The following is a 14,542-nucleotide window of genomic DNA, read 5'->3' as shown; positions in this document are numbered from 1 at the left end:
GCGAGCCGACACGTCCCGAACCGCGCAAAGCGTGTCGGCTCGGCACAAGCGTGTCGGCTCGGCGAAAGAAGGAGGGGACGGGTCAGGCGATGGGCGTCGGAGTCACGCCGAAGGGCGCGAGTCCTGCCGCGCCACCGTCGGCGGCCGTCAGCACCCAGATGCCGTTCTCGTGGACGGCGACGCTGTGCTCCCAGTGGCAGCCGTCGGAGCCGTCGACCGTCGAGACGGTCCAGTCGTCGTCCTCCACCAGCGTGGCCTCGGAACCGGCGACGACCATCGGCTCGATCGCCAGGCACAGTCCCGGGCGGACGGCGGGTCCGAGGTCGGCGACCCGGTAGTTGAAGACGGTCGGCCCCTCGTGCATGCGGCGGCCGATGCCGTGCCCGACGTAGTCGCGCAGGATGCCGTATCCCTCGCCGGAGGATTCGATCGACGTCTGCACGGCGTCGCCGACCTCGCCCACGCGCGCGGCCGACGCCAGCGCGGCGATCCCGGCCCACAGCGAGGTCTGCGTCACCTCCGACAGCCGCTCGCGTGCGGCGACCAGCTCGGGACGCGACGGATCGGGGACGACGATCGTGATCGCCGAGTCGCCGTTCCAGCCCTTGAACTGCGCTCCGGCGTCGATCGACACGATGTCGCCCGGCTCGAGGACGCGCGAGCCCGGGATGCCGTGGACGACCTGCTCGTTCACCGACACGCACGTGGTGTGACGGTAGCCGCGGACGAGCTGGAAGTTGGACTCGGCGCCGCGCGCGGCCACCACCTCGGCGGCCGCCGCATCCAGCTCCGCCGTCGTCACGCCGGGCGCCACGAGCGCGCGCACCGCGTCGAGGGCGGCAGCCGTGATGAGTCCGGGCTCGACCATCGACCGCAGCTGTGCGGGCGTCTTGTAGAGCGAGCGGCGCAGTCCCACGGTCAGGCGGTGATGCCGCGGGCGGACAGCGCCGCCATGATGCGGTCGGTGATCTCGTCGAGCGACCCGACGCCGTAGATCTCGTCGACGATGCCGCGCTCACGATAGACGTCGAGGATCGGGGCGGTCTCCGACTCGTAGATCGAGAGGCGCTTGGCGATCGACTCCTCGTTGTCGTCGGCGCGACCCTGCTCCGCCGCGCGCAGCGACAGACGCTGGATCGACTCCGCCCGCGGGACCGAGAGCTCGATGACCGCGGTCAGCGGCTCGCCGCGCGACTCCAGGAACGCGTCGAGGTCGCCCACCTGCCCGAGATTGCGGGGGTAGCCGTCGAGCAGGAAGCCCCGTGCCGCGTCGTCCTGCGAGAGCCGGTCGCGCACGATCGCGCTCGTCAGCTCGTCGGGAACCAGGTCGCCCGCATCGATGAGCGCCTTGACCTGCTGGCCGAGCTCCGTGCCGTCCTTGACGTTGGCCCGGAACACATCGCCGGTCGAGACTGCCGGAACACCGAGTGCCTCGGCGATGCGGACGCCCTGCGTACCCTTGCCGGAGCCCTGCGGGCCGATGATCAGGAGCCGCGCCGCGGTCATCGCAGCAGTCCCTCGTAGTGCCGCTGCTGCAGCTGGGCGTCGATCTGCTTCACCGTCTCGAGGCCGACGCCGACGATGATCAGGATCGACGCGCCGCCGAACGGGAAGTTCTGGTTCGCGCCGACGGTGGCCAGGGCGATGAGCGGCAGCAGGGCGATGAGACCGAGGTAGATGGAGCCCGGCAGCGTGATGCGCGTCAGCACGTAGTCGAGGTACTCGGCGGTGGGACGGCCGGCGCGGATGCCGGGGATGAACCCGCCGTACTTCTTCATGTTGTCGGCGACCTCGACCGGGTTGAACGTGATCGCGACGTAGAAGTAGGTGAAGCCGATGATCAGCAGGAAGTAGACGGCCATGTAGATCGGCGAGTCGCCGGTCGTGAAGTACGCCTGGATCCACGAGACCCAACCGGGGACGTTGCCGTCGGCGTCGGGGGTCTGGTTGAACTGCGCGATCAGCGCGGGGATGTACAGCAGCGACGAGGCGAAGATGACGGGCACGACGCCGGCCATGTTCACCTTGATCGGGATGTAGGTGTTCGTGCCGCCGAGGGTACGACGCCCGACCATGCGCTTGGCGTACTGGACCGGGATGCGCCGCTGCGACTGCTCGACGAAGACGACGAGGGCCACGACCGCGATGCCGACGGCGAGGACGAGCAGGAAGACCTCGAAGCCGTTGGTGGCCTGGATGGCCCACAGCGCCGCCGGGAAGGTCGCGGCGATCGAGGTGAAGATGAGGATGGACATGCCGTTGCCCACGCCGCGCTCGGTGACGAGTTCGGCGAACCACATGATGAGGCCCGTTCCGGCGGTCATCGTGATGATCATGAGCAGCTGCGCCCACCACGCCTCTTCGGTCAGCAGCGCCTCGCACTCGGGCACGCCGGTGCCGGTCGGGAACAGCTGACCCGAGCGGGCGACCGTCACGAGGGTGGTCGACTGCAGCAGCGCGAGCGCGATCGTCAGGTACCGCGTGTACTGGGTGAGGCGGCTCTGGCCGGCCTGACCCTCCTTGTACAGCGTCTCGAAGTGCGGGATCACGACGCGCAGCAGCTGCACGATGATCGTCGCGGTGATGTACGGCATGACGCCGAGCGCGAAGATCGACAGCTGCAGCAGCGCGCCGCCGGAGAACAGGTTCACGAGCGACAGCAGTCCGTCGGTCGATCCCGTCTGGTCCAGACACGTCTGGACGTTGGGGAAGTCGACGAACGGCGTCGGCACGTGCGCACCGAGGCGGTAGATGGCGATGATCGCCAGGGTGAAGGCGATCTTCCGCCGAAGATCCGGCGTGCGGAAGACCCGCGCAATGGCGCTGAACAAGAGATTCCTCCAGATGGACGGCGGCGTGTCGGGACACGCCGTCAACCAGAGTACGGCAACAGGGGCCGACCCGGCTGTCGAGCCGGGTCGGCCCCTGTCACAGGACTACTTGACCGAACCGCCCGCGGCGACGATCTTCTGCTCGGCCGAACCCGAGACCTTGTCGACGGCGACGGTGAGCTTGACCGAGATGTCGCCGGTGCCGAGCACCTTGACCTTCTCGTTCTTGCGCACCGCACCCTTGGCGACCAGGTCGCTCACGGTGACGTCGCCACCGGTCGGGTACAGCTCGGCGAGCTTGTCGAGGTTGACCACCTGGTACTCGACGCGGAACGGGTTCTTGAACCCGCGCAGCTTCGGCGTACGCATGTGGAGGGGCATCTGCCCACCCTCGAAGCCGACCTTCACCTGGTAGCGGGCCTTGGTGCCCTTGGTGCCACGGCCGGCGGTCTTGCCCTTGGAGCCTTCACCGCGACCGACACGGGTCTTGGCGGTGTTGGCACCCGGGACCGGACGCAGGTGGTGGACCTTGAGCACGCCGGGGCGCGACTCGACGGCGTCCTTCTTGGGCGCCGCCTTCTTGGCGTCGTCCTTCTTGGGCGCTGCCTTCTTGGGGGCGGCCTCGGCCTTGGCGGCCGCCGAAGCGGAAGCCTTCTTGGCCGGAGCGTCCTTCTTCTCGACGACCGCGTCGGTCGCCTTCTCAGCCTTCTCGGCCATCAGTCGATCTCCTCAACCTTCACGAGGTGTGCGACGGTCTTGACGTACCCGCGCGTCTGCGAGTCGTCCGGACGGACGACCGAGTCGCCGATCCGCTTGAGACCGAGCGAACGCAGCGTGTCGCGCTGGTTCTGCTTCTCGCTCACCTTGGACTTGACCTGCGTGACCTTCAGACGAGCAGCCATCAGGCACCAACCTTCTGTGCCTTGATGGCCTCGGCCTCGGCACGGATCAGACGGGCCGGCGCGACCTGGTCGAAGTCCAGACCACGGCGCGCGGCGACCGCACGGGGCTCTTCGAGCTGCTTGAGCGCCTCGACCGTCGCGTGCACGATGTTGATCGTGTTCGACGAACCCAGCGACTTGGACAGCACGTCGTGGATGCCGGCGCACTCCAGCACGGCACGCACCGGGCCACCGGCGATGACACCGGTACCGGCGGCGGCCGGACGAAGGAGCACGACGCCGGCGGCGGCCTCACCCTGCACCGGGTGCGGGATGGTGGAGCCGGCACGGGGAACGCGGAAGAAGTTGCGCTTGGCCTCTTCGACACCCTTGGAGATGGCCAGGGGCACCTCGCGGGCCTTGCCGTAGCCGACGCCGACCAGGCCGTTGCCGTCGCCCACGACGACGAGCGCCGTGAAGCTGAAGCGGCGACCGCCCTTGACGACCTTCGACACGCGGTTGATCGTCACGACGCGCTCGAGGAACTGGCTCTCGTTGCGGTCGCGCGAGTTGCGGTCCCGGTTGGGGTTGCGCTCGCGACCACCGCGACGCGGCTCGCGCTCGGCGGGCGCCTCGGCCGCAGCCGTGGCCGTCTGCCCGGCTGCTTGCTCAGTGGCGGTCACTTCGTTCTCCACATTCTGGTTGTTCACTGCATCGCTCACAGGTTCAGACCTCCCTCGCGGGCGCCCTCGGCGATCGCGGCGACACGTCCGGCGTAGCGGTTGCCGCCACGGTCGAACACGACGTCGGACACACCGGCGGCCTTCGCGCGCTCGGCCACGAGCTCGCCGACCTTGCGGGCCTTGGCGGTCTTGTCACCGTCGAACCCGCGCAGGTCGGTCTCGAGGGTCGAGGCCGAGGCCACGGTGTGGCCCTTGCTGTCGTCCACGACCTGGACGAAGACGTGGCGGGCCGAACGGGTGACCACCAGGCGCGGACGCACCTCGGTGCCCACGACCTTCTTGCGAAGGCGGAGGTGACGACGCGTACGAGCGTCGGTCTTCGACTTGACAGCCATGATTACTTACCACTCTTTCCGGCCTTGCGGCGAACGACCTCGCCGGCGTACCGCACACCCTTGCCCTTGTACGGCTCGGGCTTGCGGATCTTGCGGATGTTCGCTGCTGCCTCGCCGACGGCCTGCTTGTCGATGCCGCTGACGGTGAGCTTGTTGTTGCCCTCGACGGTCAGCGTGATGCCGGTCGGGGGCTCGACGAGCACCGGGTGCGAGAAGCCGAGGGCGAACTCGACCGCGGCGCCCTTCTGCGCGACGCGGTAACCGGTGCCGACGACCTCGAGGCCCTTGGTGTAGCCCTGGGTCACGCCGATGATGTTGTTGTTGATCAGGGTGCGGGTGAGCCCGTGCAGCGAGCGCGAGGCGCGCTCGTCGTCGGGGCGCGAGACCAGAACCTGGTTCTCCTCGACCGTGACCTCGATCGGGCTCGCGACGGTGAGCGAGAGCTCGCCCTTCGGGCCCTTGACGGCGACGTCCTGGCCGGCGACCGTGACGGTCACGCCGGCGGGGATGTCGATGGGAAGACGTCCGATACGCGACATGTCAGATCACCACACGTAGGCGAGGACTTCCCCACCCACGCCCTTCTGCTCGGCCTGGCGGTCGGTGAGAAGACCGGAGGAGGTGGACAGGATCGCGACGCCCAGGCCGCCGAGCACCGTGGGGAGCTCGGTGGACTTCGCGTACACGCGGAGACCGGGCTTCGAGACGCGCTTGATGCCGGCGATCGACCGCTCGCGGTTCGGGCCGTACTTCAGCGTCATGGTGAGGGTCTGGCCGACACGGGCGTCGGAGACCTCCCAGCCGGCGATGTAGCCCTCCTGCTGGAGGATCTCGGCGATGTGGGTCTTGAGCTTGGAGCTCGGCAGCGACACGGTGTCGTGGTGCGCCGAGTTCGCGTTGCGCAGACGGGTCAGCATGTCTGCGACCGGGTCTGTCATCGTCATTTCGTGTGTTTCCTTTGTTCAGCGGTTTCGGATGCCGTTACACGACAGCCGACCTTCGTGATGGGTGTTACTGGGCGTCGTCCGTCTTGAACGGGAACCCGAGCTGGCGCAGCAGCGAGCGACCCTCGTCATCCGTCTTCGCCGTGGTGACGATCGTGATGTCGAAGCCGCGGACGCGGTCGATCTTGTCCTGGTTGATCTCGTGGAAGACCGACTGCTCCTGCAGACCGAACGTGTAGTTGCCGTGGCCGTCGAACTGCTTGGGCGACAGGCCGCGGAAGTCGCGGATGCGGGGCAGCGCCAGGTTGACCAGGCGGTCCAGGAACTCCCACGCGCGGTCGCCGCGGAGGGTGACGTGCGCGCCGATGGCCTGGCCCTCGCGCAGCTTGAACTGCGCGATGGACTTGCGGGCCTTCGTGACGATCGGCTTCTGGCCGGTGATCTTGACGAGGTCGTCGACCGCGCCCTCGATCACCTTGCTGTCGCGAGCAGCCTCGCCGACACCGGTGTTCACGACGACCTTGACGATCCCGGGGATCTGCATGACGTTCGAGTAGCCGAACTCGTCCTGCAGCGCCTTCTTGATCTCGCCCTGGTACTTCTGCTTCAGGCGGGGCTGGATCTTGCCAGCCGCCGCGGCAGTGGTGGTGCTCATGTTCAGAGGTCCTTGCCGCTCTTCTTCGCGTAGCGCACGCGAACCGTGCGCTTCACGCCGTCCTTCGTCTGCTCCTCGACACGGTGGCCGACACGGGTCGGCTTCTTGGTCGAGGGGTCGACGACGGCGACGTTGGAGATGTGGATCGGGGCTTCCATCGTCTCGATGCCGCCCGTCTTGGTGCCGCGCTGGGACTGGCCCACGCGGTTGTGCTTCGTGACGTAGTTGACGCCCTCGACGATCACGCGGTTCTGCTCGGTCAGGACCTCGAGGACCTTGCCCTGCTTGCCGCGGTCGCCGCCCTTGTCCTGCTTCTTGCCGGTGATGACCTGGACCAGGTCGCCCTTTTTGATGTTCGCCATGATCAGATGACCTCCGGGGCGAGCGAGACGATCTTCATGAACTTCTTGTCACGAAGCTCACGACCGACCGGTCCGAAGATGCGGGTGCCGCGGGGCTCCCCGTCGTTCTTCAGGATGACGGCGGCGTTCTCGTCGAACTTGATGTAGGACCCGTCGGCGCGACGGGTCTGCTTGACGGTGCGGACGACGACGGCCTTGACCACGTCGCCCTTCTTGACGTTTCCGCCCGGGATCGCGTCCTTGACGGTCGCCACGATGATGTCGCCCAGACCCGCGTAGCGGCGGTTCGAGCCACCGAGCACGCGGATGGTGAGCAGCTCCTTGGCGCCGGTGTTGTCGGCGACCTTGAGGCGGGATTCGGTCTGAATCACTTCTTACTCCTTGGGTTCCAAGAAGGCCGGGGCCTTACTTGGCCTTCTCGAGGATCTCGACCAGACGCCAGCGCTTGGTGGCGCTGAGCGGACGGGTCTCGTTGATGAGGACGAGGTCGCCGATGCCGGCGGTGTTCGCCTCGTCGTGGGCCTTGACCTTGGACGTGCGACGGATGACCTTGCCGTAGAGCGGGTGCTTCACGCGGTCCTCGACCTCGACGACGATCGTCTTGTCCATCTTGTCGCTGACCACGTAGCCGCGACGGGCCTTGCGGTAACCACGGGCGTCGGCGTCGCGCACGTCGTGCGCGGCGGACTCGTGACCCTTGGCGGGCGCCTCGGCGACCGCGACGTCGGCCACGGGGGCGTCGGCCTTGGCGGCGGCAGGCTTCTTGGCCGGCGCCTTCTTGGCGGGCGCCTTCTTCTCAGTCTCAGCCATCACTCGGCCTCTTCCTTCGCGGCCTCGTCGGCGGCGTCCGCCTTCTTGGCCTTGGTCTTCTTCGCCTTCGTCGCGACCTCCACCGGCGCGGGCGTGGCACGGATGCCGAGCTCGCGCTCACGGATCACGGTGTAGAGCCGCGCGATGTCGCGCTTGACCGCACGGATGCGGCCGTGGCTCTCGAGCTGGCCGGTGGCCGACTGGAAGCGCAGGTTGAACAGCTCTTCCTTGGCCTTGCGCAGCTCCTCGACGAGGCGCTGGTCTTCGAACGTGTCGAGCTCGCTCGGGGCGAGCGTCTTGGTGCCGACGGCCATTACGCGTCGCCCTCCTCGCGCTTGATGATGCGTGCCTTGAGAGGCAGCTTGTGGATTGCACGGGTCAGTGCCTCACGAGCGAGTTCCTCGTTGACACCCGCGACCTCGAAGAGGACGCGGCCCGGCTTGACGTTGGCGACCCACCACTCGGGCGAGCCCTTACCGGAACCCATGCGGGTCTCGGCGGGCTTCTTGGTGAGCGGACGGTCGGGGTAGATGTTGATCCACACCTTTCCACCACGCTTGATGTGACGGGTCATCGCGATACGAGCGGACTCGATCTGACGGTTGGTCACGTAGGCCGGCGTGAGCGCCTGGATGCCGAACTCACCGAACGACACCTTGGTGCCACCGGTGGCCTGGCCCGAGCGACCCGGGTGGTGCTGCTTGCGGTACTTGACCTTGCGGGGGATAAGCATCAGGCAGACGCTCCTTCTGCGACGGGGGCCTCGCTGCGCGGGCCACGGCGACGGTCGCCACCGCGGTCGTCGCGACCGCGGGACTTCGGGGCGTTGGCCTGCTCGCGAGCGAGCTCCTTGTTGGTGAGGTCGCCCTTGTAGATCCAGACCTTCACGCCGATGCGGCCGAAGGTGGTCTTGGCCTCGTAGAAGCCGTAGTCGATGTTCGCGCGGAGCGTGTGCAGGGGCACACGGCCCTCGCGGTAGAACTCCGAGCGGCTCATCTCGGCGCCGCCGAGGCGGCCGGAGACCTGGATGCGGATGCCCTTGGCGCCGGCGCGCTGAGCGCCCTGCAGACCCTTGCGCATCGCGCGACGGAAGGCGACACGAGCAGACAGCTGCTCGGCGATGCCCTGCGCGACGAGCTGAGCGTCGGCCTCGGGGTTCTTGACCTCGAGGATGTTCAGCTGGATCTGCTTGCCGGTGAGCTTCTCGAGGTCGGCGCGGATGCGCTCGGCCTCGGCGCCGCGGCGGCCGATGACGATGCCCGGGCGGGCGGTGTGGATGTCGACGCGAACGCGGTCACGCGTGCGCTCGATCTCGATCCCGCTCACGCCGGCGCGGTCCAGCTGCGTCTGCAGGAGCTTGCGGATCTTGATGTCCTCGGCCACGTAGTCGGCGTAACGCTGGCCCGGCTTCGTCGAGTCGGAGAACCAGCGCGACACGTGGTCCGTGGTGATGCCGAGGCGGAAGCCGTACGGGTTGACCTTCTGTCCCATTACTTGCTCGCCTTCTTGGTCGTGGTCGCGGCCGGAGCCTCGGCGACCTCGGGGGTCGCCAGCTCGATCGTGATGTGGCTCGTGCGCTTCTTGATCTGGAAGGCGCGGCCCTGGGCGCGGGGCTGGAAACGCTTGAGCGTCGTGCCCTCGTCCACGTACGCGTTCTTCACGTACAGGTCCTGCTCGTCCAGGTACTCGCCGTCCTTGTCCGCCTTCACGCGGGCGTTGGCGACCGCTGCGGCGACGAGCTTGTAGATCGGCTCGCTGGCACCCTGGGGCGCGAACTTCAGGATGGCGAGAGCCTCCTGAGCCTGCTTGCCCTTGATGAGCGCGACGACACGACGAGCCTTCTGAGGGGTCACGCGGATGTGCTTCACGCGTGCGATGGATTCCACCATGTCTCTCCTCCTCTAGTCCTCTCTGGAGCGCCCCCGCGTCAGCGGCGGCGACCCTTCTTGTCGTCCTTCTCGTGGCCGCGGAAGGTGCGGGTGGGCGCGAACTCGCCCAGCTTGTGGCCGACCATGGTCTCGGACACGAACACGGGGATGTGCTTGCGTCCGTCGTGCACGGCGATGGTGTGTCCCAGCATGGCGGGGATGATCATCGAACGGCGCGACCAGGTCTTGATGACGTTCTTGGTACCGGCTTCGTTCTGCGAGACGACCTTGCGAAGCAGGTGCTCGTCGACGAAGGGGCCCTTCTTAAGGCTGCGAGGCATCTTCCTCTACTCCTACTTGCGCTTCTTGCCGGCGTTGCGACGACGGACGATGTACTTGTCGCTTTCCTTGTTGGCGTGGCGGGTGCGACCCTCAGCCTGGCCCCAAGGAGAGACGGGGTGACGTCCACCGGACGTCTTGCCCTCACCACCACCGTGCGGGTGGTCGACCGGGTTCATCGCGACACCGCGGACGGTCGGGCGGACGCCCTTCCAGCGCTTGCGGCCGGCCTTGCCCCAGTTGATGTTCGACTGCTCGGCGTTGCCGACCTCGCCGATGGTCGCGCGGCAGCGCGCATCGACGTTGCGGATCTCGCCGGAGGGCAGACGCAGCTGGGCGTAGGGGCCGTCCTTCGCGACCAGGCGCACCGAGGTGCCGGCCGAGCGGGCGAGCTTGGCGCCGCCGCCGGGACGGAGCTCGATCGCGTGGATGACCGTACCGGTGGGGATGTTGCGCAGCGGCAGGTTGTTGCCCGGCTTGATGTCCGCGCCGGCACCCGACTCGACGACATCGCCCTGCTGGAGCTTGTTCGGCGCGAGGATGTAGCGCTTCTCGCCGTCGAAGTAGTGCAGGAGCGCGATGCGCGCGGTGCGGTTGGGGTCGTACTCGATGTGAGCGACCTTGGCGTTGACGCCGTCCTTGTCGTTGCGACGGAAGTCGATGACGCGGTACTGGCGCTTGTGGCCGCCACCGATGTGACGCGTGGTGATGCGACCCTGGTTGTTGCGGCCACCGGTCTTGGACAGGGGGCGCAGCAGCGACTTCTCCGGCGTCGATCGCGTGATCTCGGCGAAGTCAGCCACCGACGAACCGCGACGACCCGGGGTCGTGGGCTTGTACTTGCGAATAGCCATGTTGGTTGTCCTCTATCCCGACCGTCAGCCGACTGCCGTGAAGATGTCGATGGTGCCCGACTTCAGCGTGACGATGGCGCGCTTGGTGTCCTTGCGCTTGCCCATGCCGAAGCGGGTGCGACGGGCCTTGCCCACGCGGTTGATGGTGTTCACCGCGGCGACCTTGACGCCGAAGATCTTCTCGATGGCGAGCTTGATCTCGGTCTTGGTCGCGCGGGGGTCCACGAGGAACGTGTACTTGCCCTCGTCGATGAGCCCGTAGCTCTTCTCGGAGACGACCGGCTTCAGGATGATGTCGCGCGGGTCCTTGTTGACGGCGGTCATGCCGAGACCTCCTCGGTGGCGCCGGCCTTCGCAGCGACGAACGCGTCGTAGGCGGCCTTGGTGAAGACGATGTCGTCCGAGACGAGCACGTCGTAGGCGTTGAGCTGGCCGACGGGCAGCACGTGGACGTACGCGAGGTTGCGCACGCTCTTGATCGTGAGCTCGTCGTCGCGGTCGATGACGACCAGGACGTTCTTGACGGCGGACAGGCCGGTCAGGACCGCCGCGGCCGCCTTGGTCGAGGGCGCGCCCTCGATGCCGAAGGAGTCGACGATGTGCAGACGGCCACCGCGAGCACGGTCGCTGAGCGAGCCCAGCAGGGCCGCCGCGATCATCTTCTTGGGGGTGCGCTGCGAGTAGTCGCGCGGCTTCGGGCCGTGGACGATGCCACCACCGGTCATGTGCGGCGCGCGGATCGAGCCCTGACGGGCGTTACCCGTGCCCTTCTGCTTGAAGGGCTTGCGGCCGGCGCCGGAGACCTCACCGCGACGCTTGGTCGAGTGGGTGCCCTGGCGAGCCGCCGCGAGCTGCGCGACGACGACCTGGTGGATGAGCGGGATGTTCGTCTTGACGTCGAACAGCGAGGCGGGAAGCTCGACCGAACCGGCCTTCTTTCCGCTGGCGCTGTGGACGTCGAGCGCGAGAGTCGAGTCAGCCATGATCAGGCACCCTTCACTGCGTTGCGGACGTAGACGATGCGGCCGCGCGCACCGGGGACGGCGCCCTTGACGAGCAGCAGACCCTTCTCGGCGTCGACGGCGTGCACCGTGAGGTTGAGGACGGTCACGCGCTCGCCACCCATACGGCCGGCCATGCGCATGCCCTTGAAGACGCGGCTGGGGGTCGACGAGGCGCCGATCGAGCCGGGCTTGCGGTGGTTGCGGTGCGCACCGTGCGAGGCGGAGACGCCCTTGAAGTTGTGGCGCTTCATGACACCCGCGGTGCCCTTGCCCTTGCTGGTGCCGACGACGTCGATCAGCTGGCCGGCCTCGAAGGTGGCGTCGACGGTGAGCTCCTGACCGAGTGAGTAGTCAGCGGCATCCGCCGTGCGCACCTCGGTGAGGTGGCGGCGCGGGGTGACACCGGCGGCCTCGAAGTGGGCCGTCAGCGGCTTGTTCACCTTGCGCGGGTCGATCTGCCCGTAGGCGATCTGGACCGCGTTGTAGCCGTCCTTCTCGGGCGTGCGAACCTGGGTGACCACGTTCGGCGCGACCTCGATGACGGTGACGGGAACGAGCTTGCCGTTCTCGTCCCAAACCTGGGTCATGCCGAGCTTGGTGCCCAGCAGACCCTTCGAAATCTTCTCGTTGATGTGTGCCATGGTCGTCGTCCTCAGAGCTTGATCTCGATGTTGACGTCGGCCGGCAGGTCGAGGCGCATCAGGGAGTCGACGGCCTTGGGCGTCGGGTCGATGATGTCGATCAGACGCTTGTGGGTGCGCATCTCGAAGTGCTCGCGGCTGTCCTTGTACTTGTGGGGCGACCGGATGACGCACACGACGTTCTTCTCGGTCGGAAGGGGCACGGGGCCCACGACAGTCGCGCCCGCACGGGTCACGGTGTCGACGATCTTTCGCGCCGACGTGTCGATGACCTCGTGGTCATACGACTTCAGGCGAATGCGGATCTTCTGTCCCGCCATTGTCTGCTCACTCTCTTTTCTCGCGTCGTACCTCGAGGGCATTGGACGCACGTGGCGCGGTTACGCCGGGTACTTCGTCCTCGGAGTCCGGGCACCTGCCTTCCGGCCGGTTCCCGATCGTGTCGAGGGATGCTGCACCGCTGTTCTGATGTCAGTCCTTCTCCCCGCACGCATGCGGAACCTGTTTCCAGGTGAGGAGTCGGATGTGTTGTTCTGCTGCCCGCGGCCTAGGACCCTGCACCATGCCCTCGGAGAGGAGGCGCCGCCTATGCACTGCCCTGGCAGTGATCCTGCTCGGCGCTGACGCGCGCACGCAAGAATGTGGAACCTGACTAGTCTACGTGCCGCCCGGGCGTGTCGCAAACTCGGGCGTGTCGCGCACGGCCGTTTCTCAGTGCGCGCTCTCCCCGGGAGCGAGCACGGCCCTGAATGTGCGGAACAGGATCTGGATGTCCTGCACGAATGACCAGTTCTCGACGTAGTAGAGGTCGAGGCGCACGGCGTCGTCCCAGCTGAGCGCAGAGCGGCCGCTGACCTGCCAGAGCCCGCTCATACCGGGCTTCACCAGCAGCCGGCGATGGGCGGCGTCATCGTAGAGCGCCACCTCCCCTTCCCGCTGCGGCCGCGGGCCGACGAGGCTCATGTCGCCCGTCAGCACGTTGAACAGCTGCGGCAGCTCGTCGATCGAGTGCTTGCGCAGGAAGCGGCCGACCCGCGTGATGCGCGGATCGTCGGTCACCTTGAAGAGCGGCTGGTCGCTCGTGCCCTGCAGGTCCAGGAGGCTTGCGAGCTGATCGTCGGCGTCCGCGTTCATCGAGCGGAACTTGATCATGCCGAACTCGCGACCGCCGCGGCCGATCCGCACCTGGCGGTAGAAGATGGGCCCGCGCGAGTCCACGCGCACCGCGATCGCCGTGGCGATCATGATGGGCGAGAGGATGGCGATCAGCAGGAAGGACGCGACGAGGTCGAACGCCCGCTTGGCGAACCGGCGGAATCCTTCCAGCCGCGGGAACTCGACGTGGATGAACGGAAGCCCGGCGGCCGGGGTCGCGTGGATGCGGGGACCGGCGACGTCGGTGAGCGCCGGGGCCACCACGAGGTCGACGTCGCGGTCGGCGACCTCCCAGCCGATCCGGCGCATGGTGCGCGGATCGAGCTCGTCGGCCCCCGCGATGATGAGGGTGTCGGCGTCGACGAGGTCGATGGCGCGCACAGCGTCCGAGAACCCGCCCAGGATCGGCACCCTGCCGATCGCATCCCCCTGCCGGCTGGTGACGACTCCCACGACGTCGAAGCCCGTGCCCGGCGAGCGGTCGATGGACTCGATGACGTGGGCGGCCTTCCCGGGCTCGGCCATCACCACCGTGCGGTACACGTACTTCCGGCCGCGCTGCTGCGTGCGCAGCCACTGCCGCCACGCCCATCGCGAGAAGATCAGCACGAGGGTGCCGATCGGCAGGGCCACGAGGAAGAGGGTCCGAGCAGCGTCGATCTGGAAGAAGAAGCAGATCGACACCAGGAGCGCGAAGAGGGCGAACGACGCGTTGGCCACCCGTCGGTACTCGTTCGGGCCGCTGCCGACGATGTGCCGTTCACGCGTCTCGAAGAGGGCCAGCGCGGCCAGCCACAGGGCGGCGGTGATGATCAGTCCGAAGGTGTAGGAGAGGAACGGCCCCTCCGAGGACCACGCCATCCGGGTCGGACCCGGGGGGATGGCGACGAGGCGATAGACCGCCAGCGTGGCGACCACCACGGCCACGTCGCTGACGATCAGCCAGGAGCCGTACCGGCGCGGCCAGTCGCGAGAGGACCGGCGTGCGGGGATGAGGCGTGCCCGCCACCCCACTTGTCCCTGCAATGTAGCCAAGATCTTCCGCTGCCCCGCCGTCGTCCGATGGTCACCGGGCATTCACGAGAAAGTCCCGGCTGATTCATAGACAATCTAACCGGAG

General features: G+C 67.6%; 24 protein-coding genes. All 24 read right to left on the bottom strand.

All coding sequences use genetic code 11. The features are described 5' to 3' along the window. Positions 1-82 precede the first annotated feature (82 nt). The gene (gene map / locus QQZ13_RS14870) at positions 83-916 is read right to left on the bottom strand and encodes a type I methionyl aminopeptidase (protein ID WP_284530231.1); all 834 of its coding nucleotides are present in this window, start codon (positions 914-916) and stop codon (positions 83-85) included. Between the two features lie 2 nt (positions 917-918). Continuing rightward, positions 919-1,506, bottom strand: a complete 588-nt coding sequence (locus QQZ13_RS14865) for an adenylate kinase (RefSeq protein ID WP_284530230.1) — start codon at positions 1,504-1,506, stop codon at positions 919-921. Next, positions 1,503-2,831 (bottom strand): preprotein translocase subunit SecY, encoded by a 1,329-nt coding sequence (gene secY, locus QQZ13_RS14860; protein WP_284530229.1) that lies wholly within the window; start codon positions 2,829-2,831, stop codon positions 1,503-1,505. Before secY ends, QQZ13_RS14865 begins: the two co-directional genes overlap by 4 nt. A 105-nt stretch (positions 2,832-2,936) precedes the next feature. After that, positions 2,937-3,548: a 50S ribosomal protein L15 gene (gene rplO / locus QQZ13_RS14855; RefSeq protein WP_284530227.1), complete on the bottom strand. Its 612-nt coding sequence runs from the start codon at positions 3,546-3,548 to the stop codon at positions 2,937-2,939. Further along, positions 3,548-3,733 carry a 50S ribosomal protein L30 gene (gene rpmD / locus QQZ13_RS14850; RefSeq protein WP_144807117.1) on the bottom strand — a complete coding sequence of 62 codons (186 nt, stop codon included), beginning with the start codon at positions 3,731-3,733 and terminating at the stop codon, positions 3,548-3,550. Before rpmD ends, rplO begins: the two co-directional genes overlap by 1 nt. After that, positions 3,733-4,434 (bottom strand): 30S ribosomal protein S5, encoded by a 702-nt coding sequence (gene rpsE, locus QQZ13_RS14845; RefSeq protein WP_284530226.1) that lies wholly within the window; start codon positions 4,432-4,434, stop codon positions 3,733-3,735. Before rpsE ends, rpmD begins: the two co-directional genes overlap by 1 nt. Continuing rightward, entirely contained in the window at positions 4,431-4,790 is a 360-nt protein-coding gene (rplR, locus tag QQZ13_RS14840; protein ID WP_284530225.1) for a 50S ribosomal protein L18, read from the bottom strand. Before rplR ends, rpsE begins: the two co-directional genes overlap by 4 nt. A gap of 2 nt (positions 4,791-4,792) precedes the next feature. Beyond that, positions 4,793-5,329: a 50S ribosomal protein L6 gene (gene rplF / locus QQZ13_RS14835; protein WP_284530224.1), complete on the bottom strand. Its 537-nt coding sequence runs from the start codon at positions 5,327-5,329 to the stop codon at positions 4,793-4,795. Between the two features lie 6 nt (positions 5,330-5,335). Beyond that, positions 5,336-5,734, bottom strand: a complete 399-nt coding sequence (gene rpsH / locus QQZ13_RS14830) for a 30S ribosomal protein S8 (protein ID WP_183531529.1) — start codon at positions 5,732-5,734, stop codon at positions 5,336-5,338. Between the two features lie 67 nt (positions 5,735-5,801). Continuing rightward, positions 5,802-6,389 carry a 50S ribosomal protein L5 gene (rplE, locus tag QQZ13_RS14825; RefSeq protein WP_284530222.1) on the bottom strand — a complete coding sequence of 196 codons (588 nt, stop codon included), beginning with the start codon at positions 6,387-6,389 and terminating at the stop codon, positions 5,802-5,804. A gap of 2 nt (positions 6,390-6,391) precedes the next feature. Further along, positions 6,392-6,751 (bottom strand): 50S ribosomal protein L24, encoded by a 360-nt coding sequence (gene rplX / locus QQZ13_RS14820; RefSeq protein ID WP_284530220.1) that lies wholly within the window; start codon positions 6,749-6,751, stop codon positions 6,392-6,394. Between the two features lie 2 nt (positions 6,752-6,753). Beyond that, entirely contained in the window at positions 6,754-7,122 is a 369-nt protein-coding gene (rplN, locus tag QQZ13_RS14815) for a 50S ribosomal protein L14 (protein WP_018171454.1), read from the bottom strand. 34 nt (positions 7,123-7,156) lie between these two features. After that, positions 7,157-7,423 (bottom strand): 30S ribosomal protein S17, encoded by a 267-nt coding sequence (gene rpsQ / locus QQZ13_RS14810; RefSeq protein WP_067165812.1) that lies wholly within the window; start codon positions 7,421-7,423, stop codon positions 7,157-7,159. A 137-nt stretch (positions 7,424-7,560) separates the two neighbouring features. Then, positions 7,561-7,875, bottom strand: coding sequence for a 50S ribosomal protein L29 (gene rpmC / locus QQZ13_RS14805; RefSeq protein WP_144807109.1), 315 nt, complete (start codon positions 7,873-7,875; stop codon positions 7,561-7,563). Beyond that, complete coding sequence (rplP, locus tag QQZ13_RS14800; RefSeq protein ID WP_018171451.1) at positions 7,875-8,294, bottom strand: 50S ribosomal protein L16; 420 nt, start codon at positions 8,292-8,294, stop codon at positions 7,875-7,877. The genes rpmC and rplP overlap by 1 nt, the downstream gene beginning before the upstream one ends. Next, positions 8,294-9,052 carry a 30S ribosomal protein S3 gene (gene rpsC, locus QQZ13_RS14795; protein WP_284530217.1) on the bottom strand — a complete coding sequence of 253 codons (759 nt, stop codon included), beginning with the start codon at positions 9,050-9,052 and terminating at the stop codon, positions 8,294-8,296. Before rpsC ends, rplP begins: the two co-directional genes overlap by 1 nt. Beyond that, entirely contained in the window at positions 9,052-9,450 is a 399-nt protein-coding gene (gene rplV / locus QQZ13_RS14790) for a 50S ribosomal protein L22 (RefSeq protein WP_284530215.1), read from the bottom strand. The genes rpsC and rplV overlap by 1 nt, the downstream gene beginning before the upstream one ends. Before the next feature lie 38 nt (positions 9,451-9,488). Then, the gene (gene rpsS / locus QQZ13_RS14785; protein ID WP_018187348.1) at positions 9,489-9,770 is read right to left on the bottom strand and encodes a 30S ribosomal protein S19; all 282 of its coding nucleotides are present in this window, start codon (positions 9,768-9,770) and stop codon (positions 9,489-9,491) included. 12 nt (positions 9,771-9,782) lie between these two features. Continuing rightward, complete coding sequence (gene rplB, locus QQZ13_RS14780) at positions 9,783-10,622, bottom strand: 50S ribosomal protein L2 (RefSeq protein WP_284530214.1); 840 nt, start codon at positions 10,620-10,622, stop codon at positions 9,783-9,785. A 24-nt stretch (positions 10,623-10,646) separates the two neighbouring features. Continuing rightward, a complete protein-coding gene (rplW, locus tag QQZ13_RS14775) occupies positions 10,647-10,946 on the bottom strand; it encodes a 50S ribosomal protein L23 (RefSeq protein WP_284530213.1) in 300 nt (99 codons plus the stop codon). Continuing rightward, positions 10,943-11,605, bottom strand: coding sequence for a 50S ribosomal protein L4 (gene rplD / locus QQZ13_RS14770; protein WP_284530212.1), 663 nt, complete (start codon positions 11,603-11,605; stop codon positions 10,943-10,945). Before rplD ends, rplW begins: the two co-directional genes overlap by 4 nt. A gap of 2 nt (positions 11,606-11,607) precedes the next feature. Then, complete coding sequence (rplC, locus tag QQZ13_RS14765) at positions 11,608-12,267, bottom strand: 50S ribosomal protein L3 (protein WP_284530210.1); 660 nt, start codon at positions 12,265-12,267, stop codon at positions 11,608-11,610. Between the two features lie 11 nt (positions 12,268-12,278). Continuing rightward, the gene (rpsJ, locus tag QQZ13_RS14760) at positions 12,279-12,587 is read right to left on the bottom strand and encodes a 30S ribosomal protein S10 (protein ID WP_005050520.1); all 309 of its coding nucleotides are present in this window, start codon (positions 12,585-12,587) and stop codon (positions 12,279-12,281) included. A 391-nt stretch (positions 12,588-12,978) separates the two neighbouring features. Continuing rightward, positions 12,979-14,499 carry a sugar transferase gene (locus QQZ13_RS14755; protein WP_284530194.1) on the bottom strand — a complete coding sequence of 507 codons (1,521 nt, stop codon included), beginning with the start codon at positions 14,497-14,499 and terminating at the stop codon, positions 12,979-12,981. Positions 14,500-14,542 lie beyond the last annotated feature (43 nt).

Source organism: Microbacterium sp. T2.11-28 (assembly GCF_950097975.1).
GTDB lineage: Bacteria > Actinomycetota > Actinomycetes > Actinomycetales > Microbacteriaceae > Microbacterium.
This window is presented reverse-complemented; position numbering and strand designations above follow the sequence as displayed.

Coding starts and splice junctions, on each gene's coding strand:
- QQZ13_RS14865 (WP_284530230.1), bottom strand. CDS start 1,506: ATGACCGCGGCGCGGCTCCTGATCATCGGCCCGCAGGGCTCCGGCAAG.
- rplO (WP_284530227.1), bottom strand. CDS start 3,548: ATGGCCGAGAAGGCTGAGAAGGCGACCGACGCGGTCGTCGAGAAGAAG.
- rpmD (WP_144807117.1), bottom strand. CDS start 3,733: ATGGCTGCTCGTCTGAAGGTCACGCAGGTCAAGTCCAAGGTGAGCGAG.
- rplR (WP_284530225.1), bottom strand. CDS start 4,790: ATGGCTGTCAAGTCGAAGACCGACGCTCGTACGCGTCGTCACCTCCGC.
- rplF (WP_284530224.1), bottom strand. CDS start 5,329: ATGTCGCGTATCGGACGTCTTCCCATCGACATCCCCGCCGGCGTGACC.
- rpsH (WP_183531529.1), bottom strand. CDS start 5,734: ATGACGATGACAGACCCGGTCGCAGACATGCTGACCCGTCTGCGCAAC.
- rplE (WP_284530222.1), bottom strand. CDS start 6,389: ATGAGCACCACCACTGCCGCGGCGGCTGGCAAGATCCAGCCCCGCCTG.
- rplX (WP_284530220.1), bottom strand. CDS start 6,751: ATGGCGAACATCAAAAAGGGCGACCTGGTCCAGGTCATCACCGGCAAG.
- rpmC (WP_144807109.1), bottom strand. CDS start 7,875: ATGGCCGTCGGCACCAAGACGCTCGCCCCGAGCGAGCTCGACACGTTC.
- rplP (WP_018171451.1), bottom strand. CDS start 8,294: ATGCTTATCCCCCGCAAGGTCAAGTACCGCAAGCAGCACCACCCGGGT.
- rpsC (WP_284530217.1), bottom strand. CDS start 9,052: ATGGGACAGAAGGTCAACCCGTACGGCTTCCGCCTCGGCATCACCACG.
- rplV (WP_284530215.1), bottom strand. CDS start 9,450: ATGGTGGAATCCATCGCACGCGTGAAGCACATCCGCGTGACCCCTCAG.
- rpsS (WP_018187348.1), bottom strand. CDS start 9,770: ATGCCTCGCAGCCTTAAGAAGGGCCCCTTCGTCGACGAGCACCTGCTT.
- rplB (WP_284530214.1), bottom strand. CDS start 10,622: ATGGCTATTCGCAAGTACAAGCCCACGACCCCGGGTCGTCGCGGTTCG.
- rplW (WP_284530213.1), bottom strand. CDS start 10,946: ATGACCGCCGTCAACAAGGACCCGCGCGACATCATCCTGAAGCCGGTC.
- rplD (WP_284530212.1), bottom strand. CDS start 11,605: ATGGCTGACTCGACTCTCGCGCTCGACGTCCACAGCGCCAGCGGAAAG.
- rplC (WP_284530210.1), bottom strand. CDS start 12,267: ATGGCACACATCAACGAGAAGATTTCGAAGGGTCTGCTGGGCACCAAG.
- rpsJ (WP_005050520.1), bottom strand. CDS start 12,587: ATGGCGGGACAGAAGATCCGCATTCGCCTGAAGTCGTATGACCACGAG.
- QQZ13_RS14755 (WP_284530194.1), bottom strand. CDS start 14,499: ATGCCCGGTGACCATCGGACGACGGCGGGGCAGCGGAAGATCTTGGCT.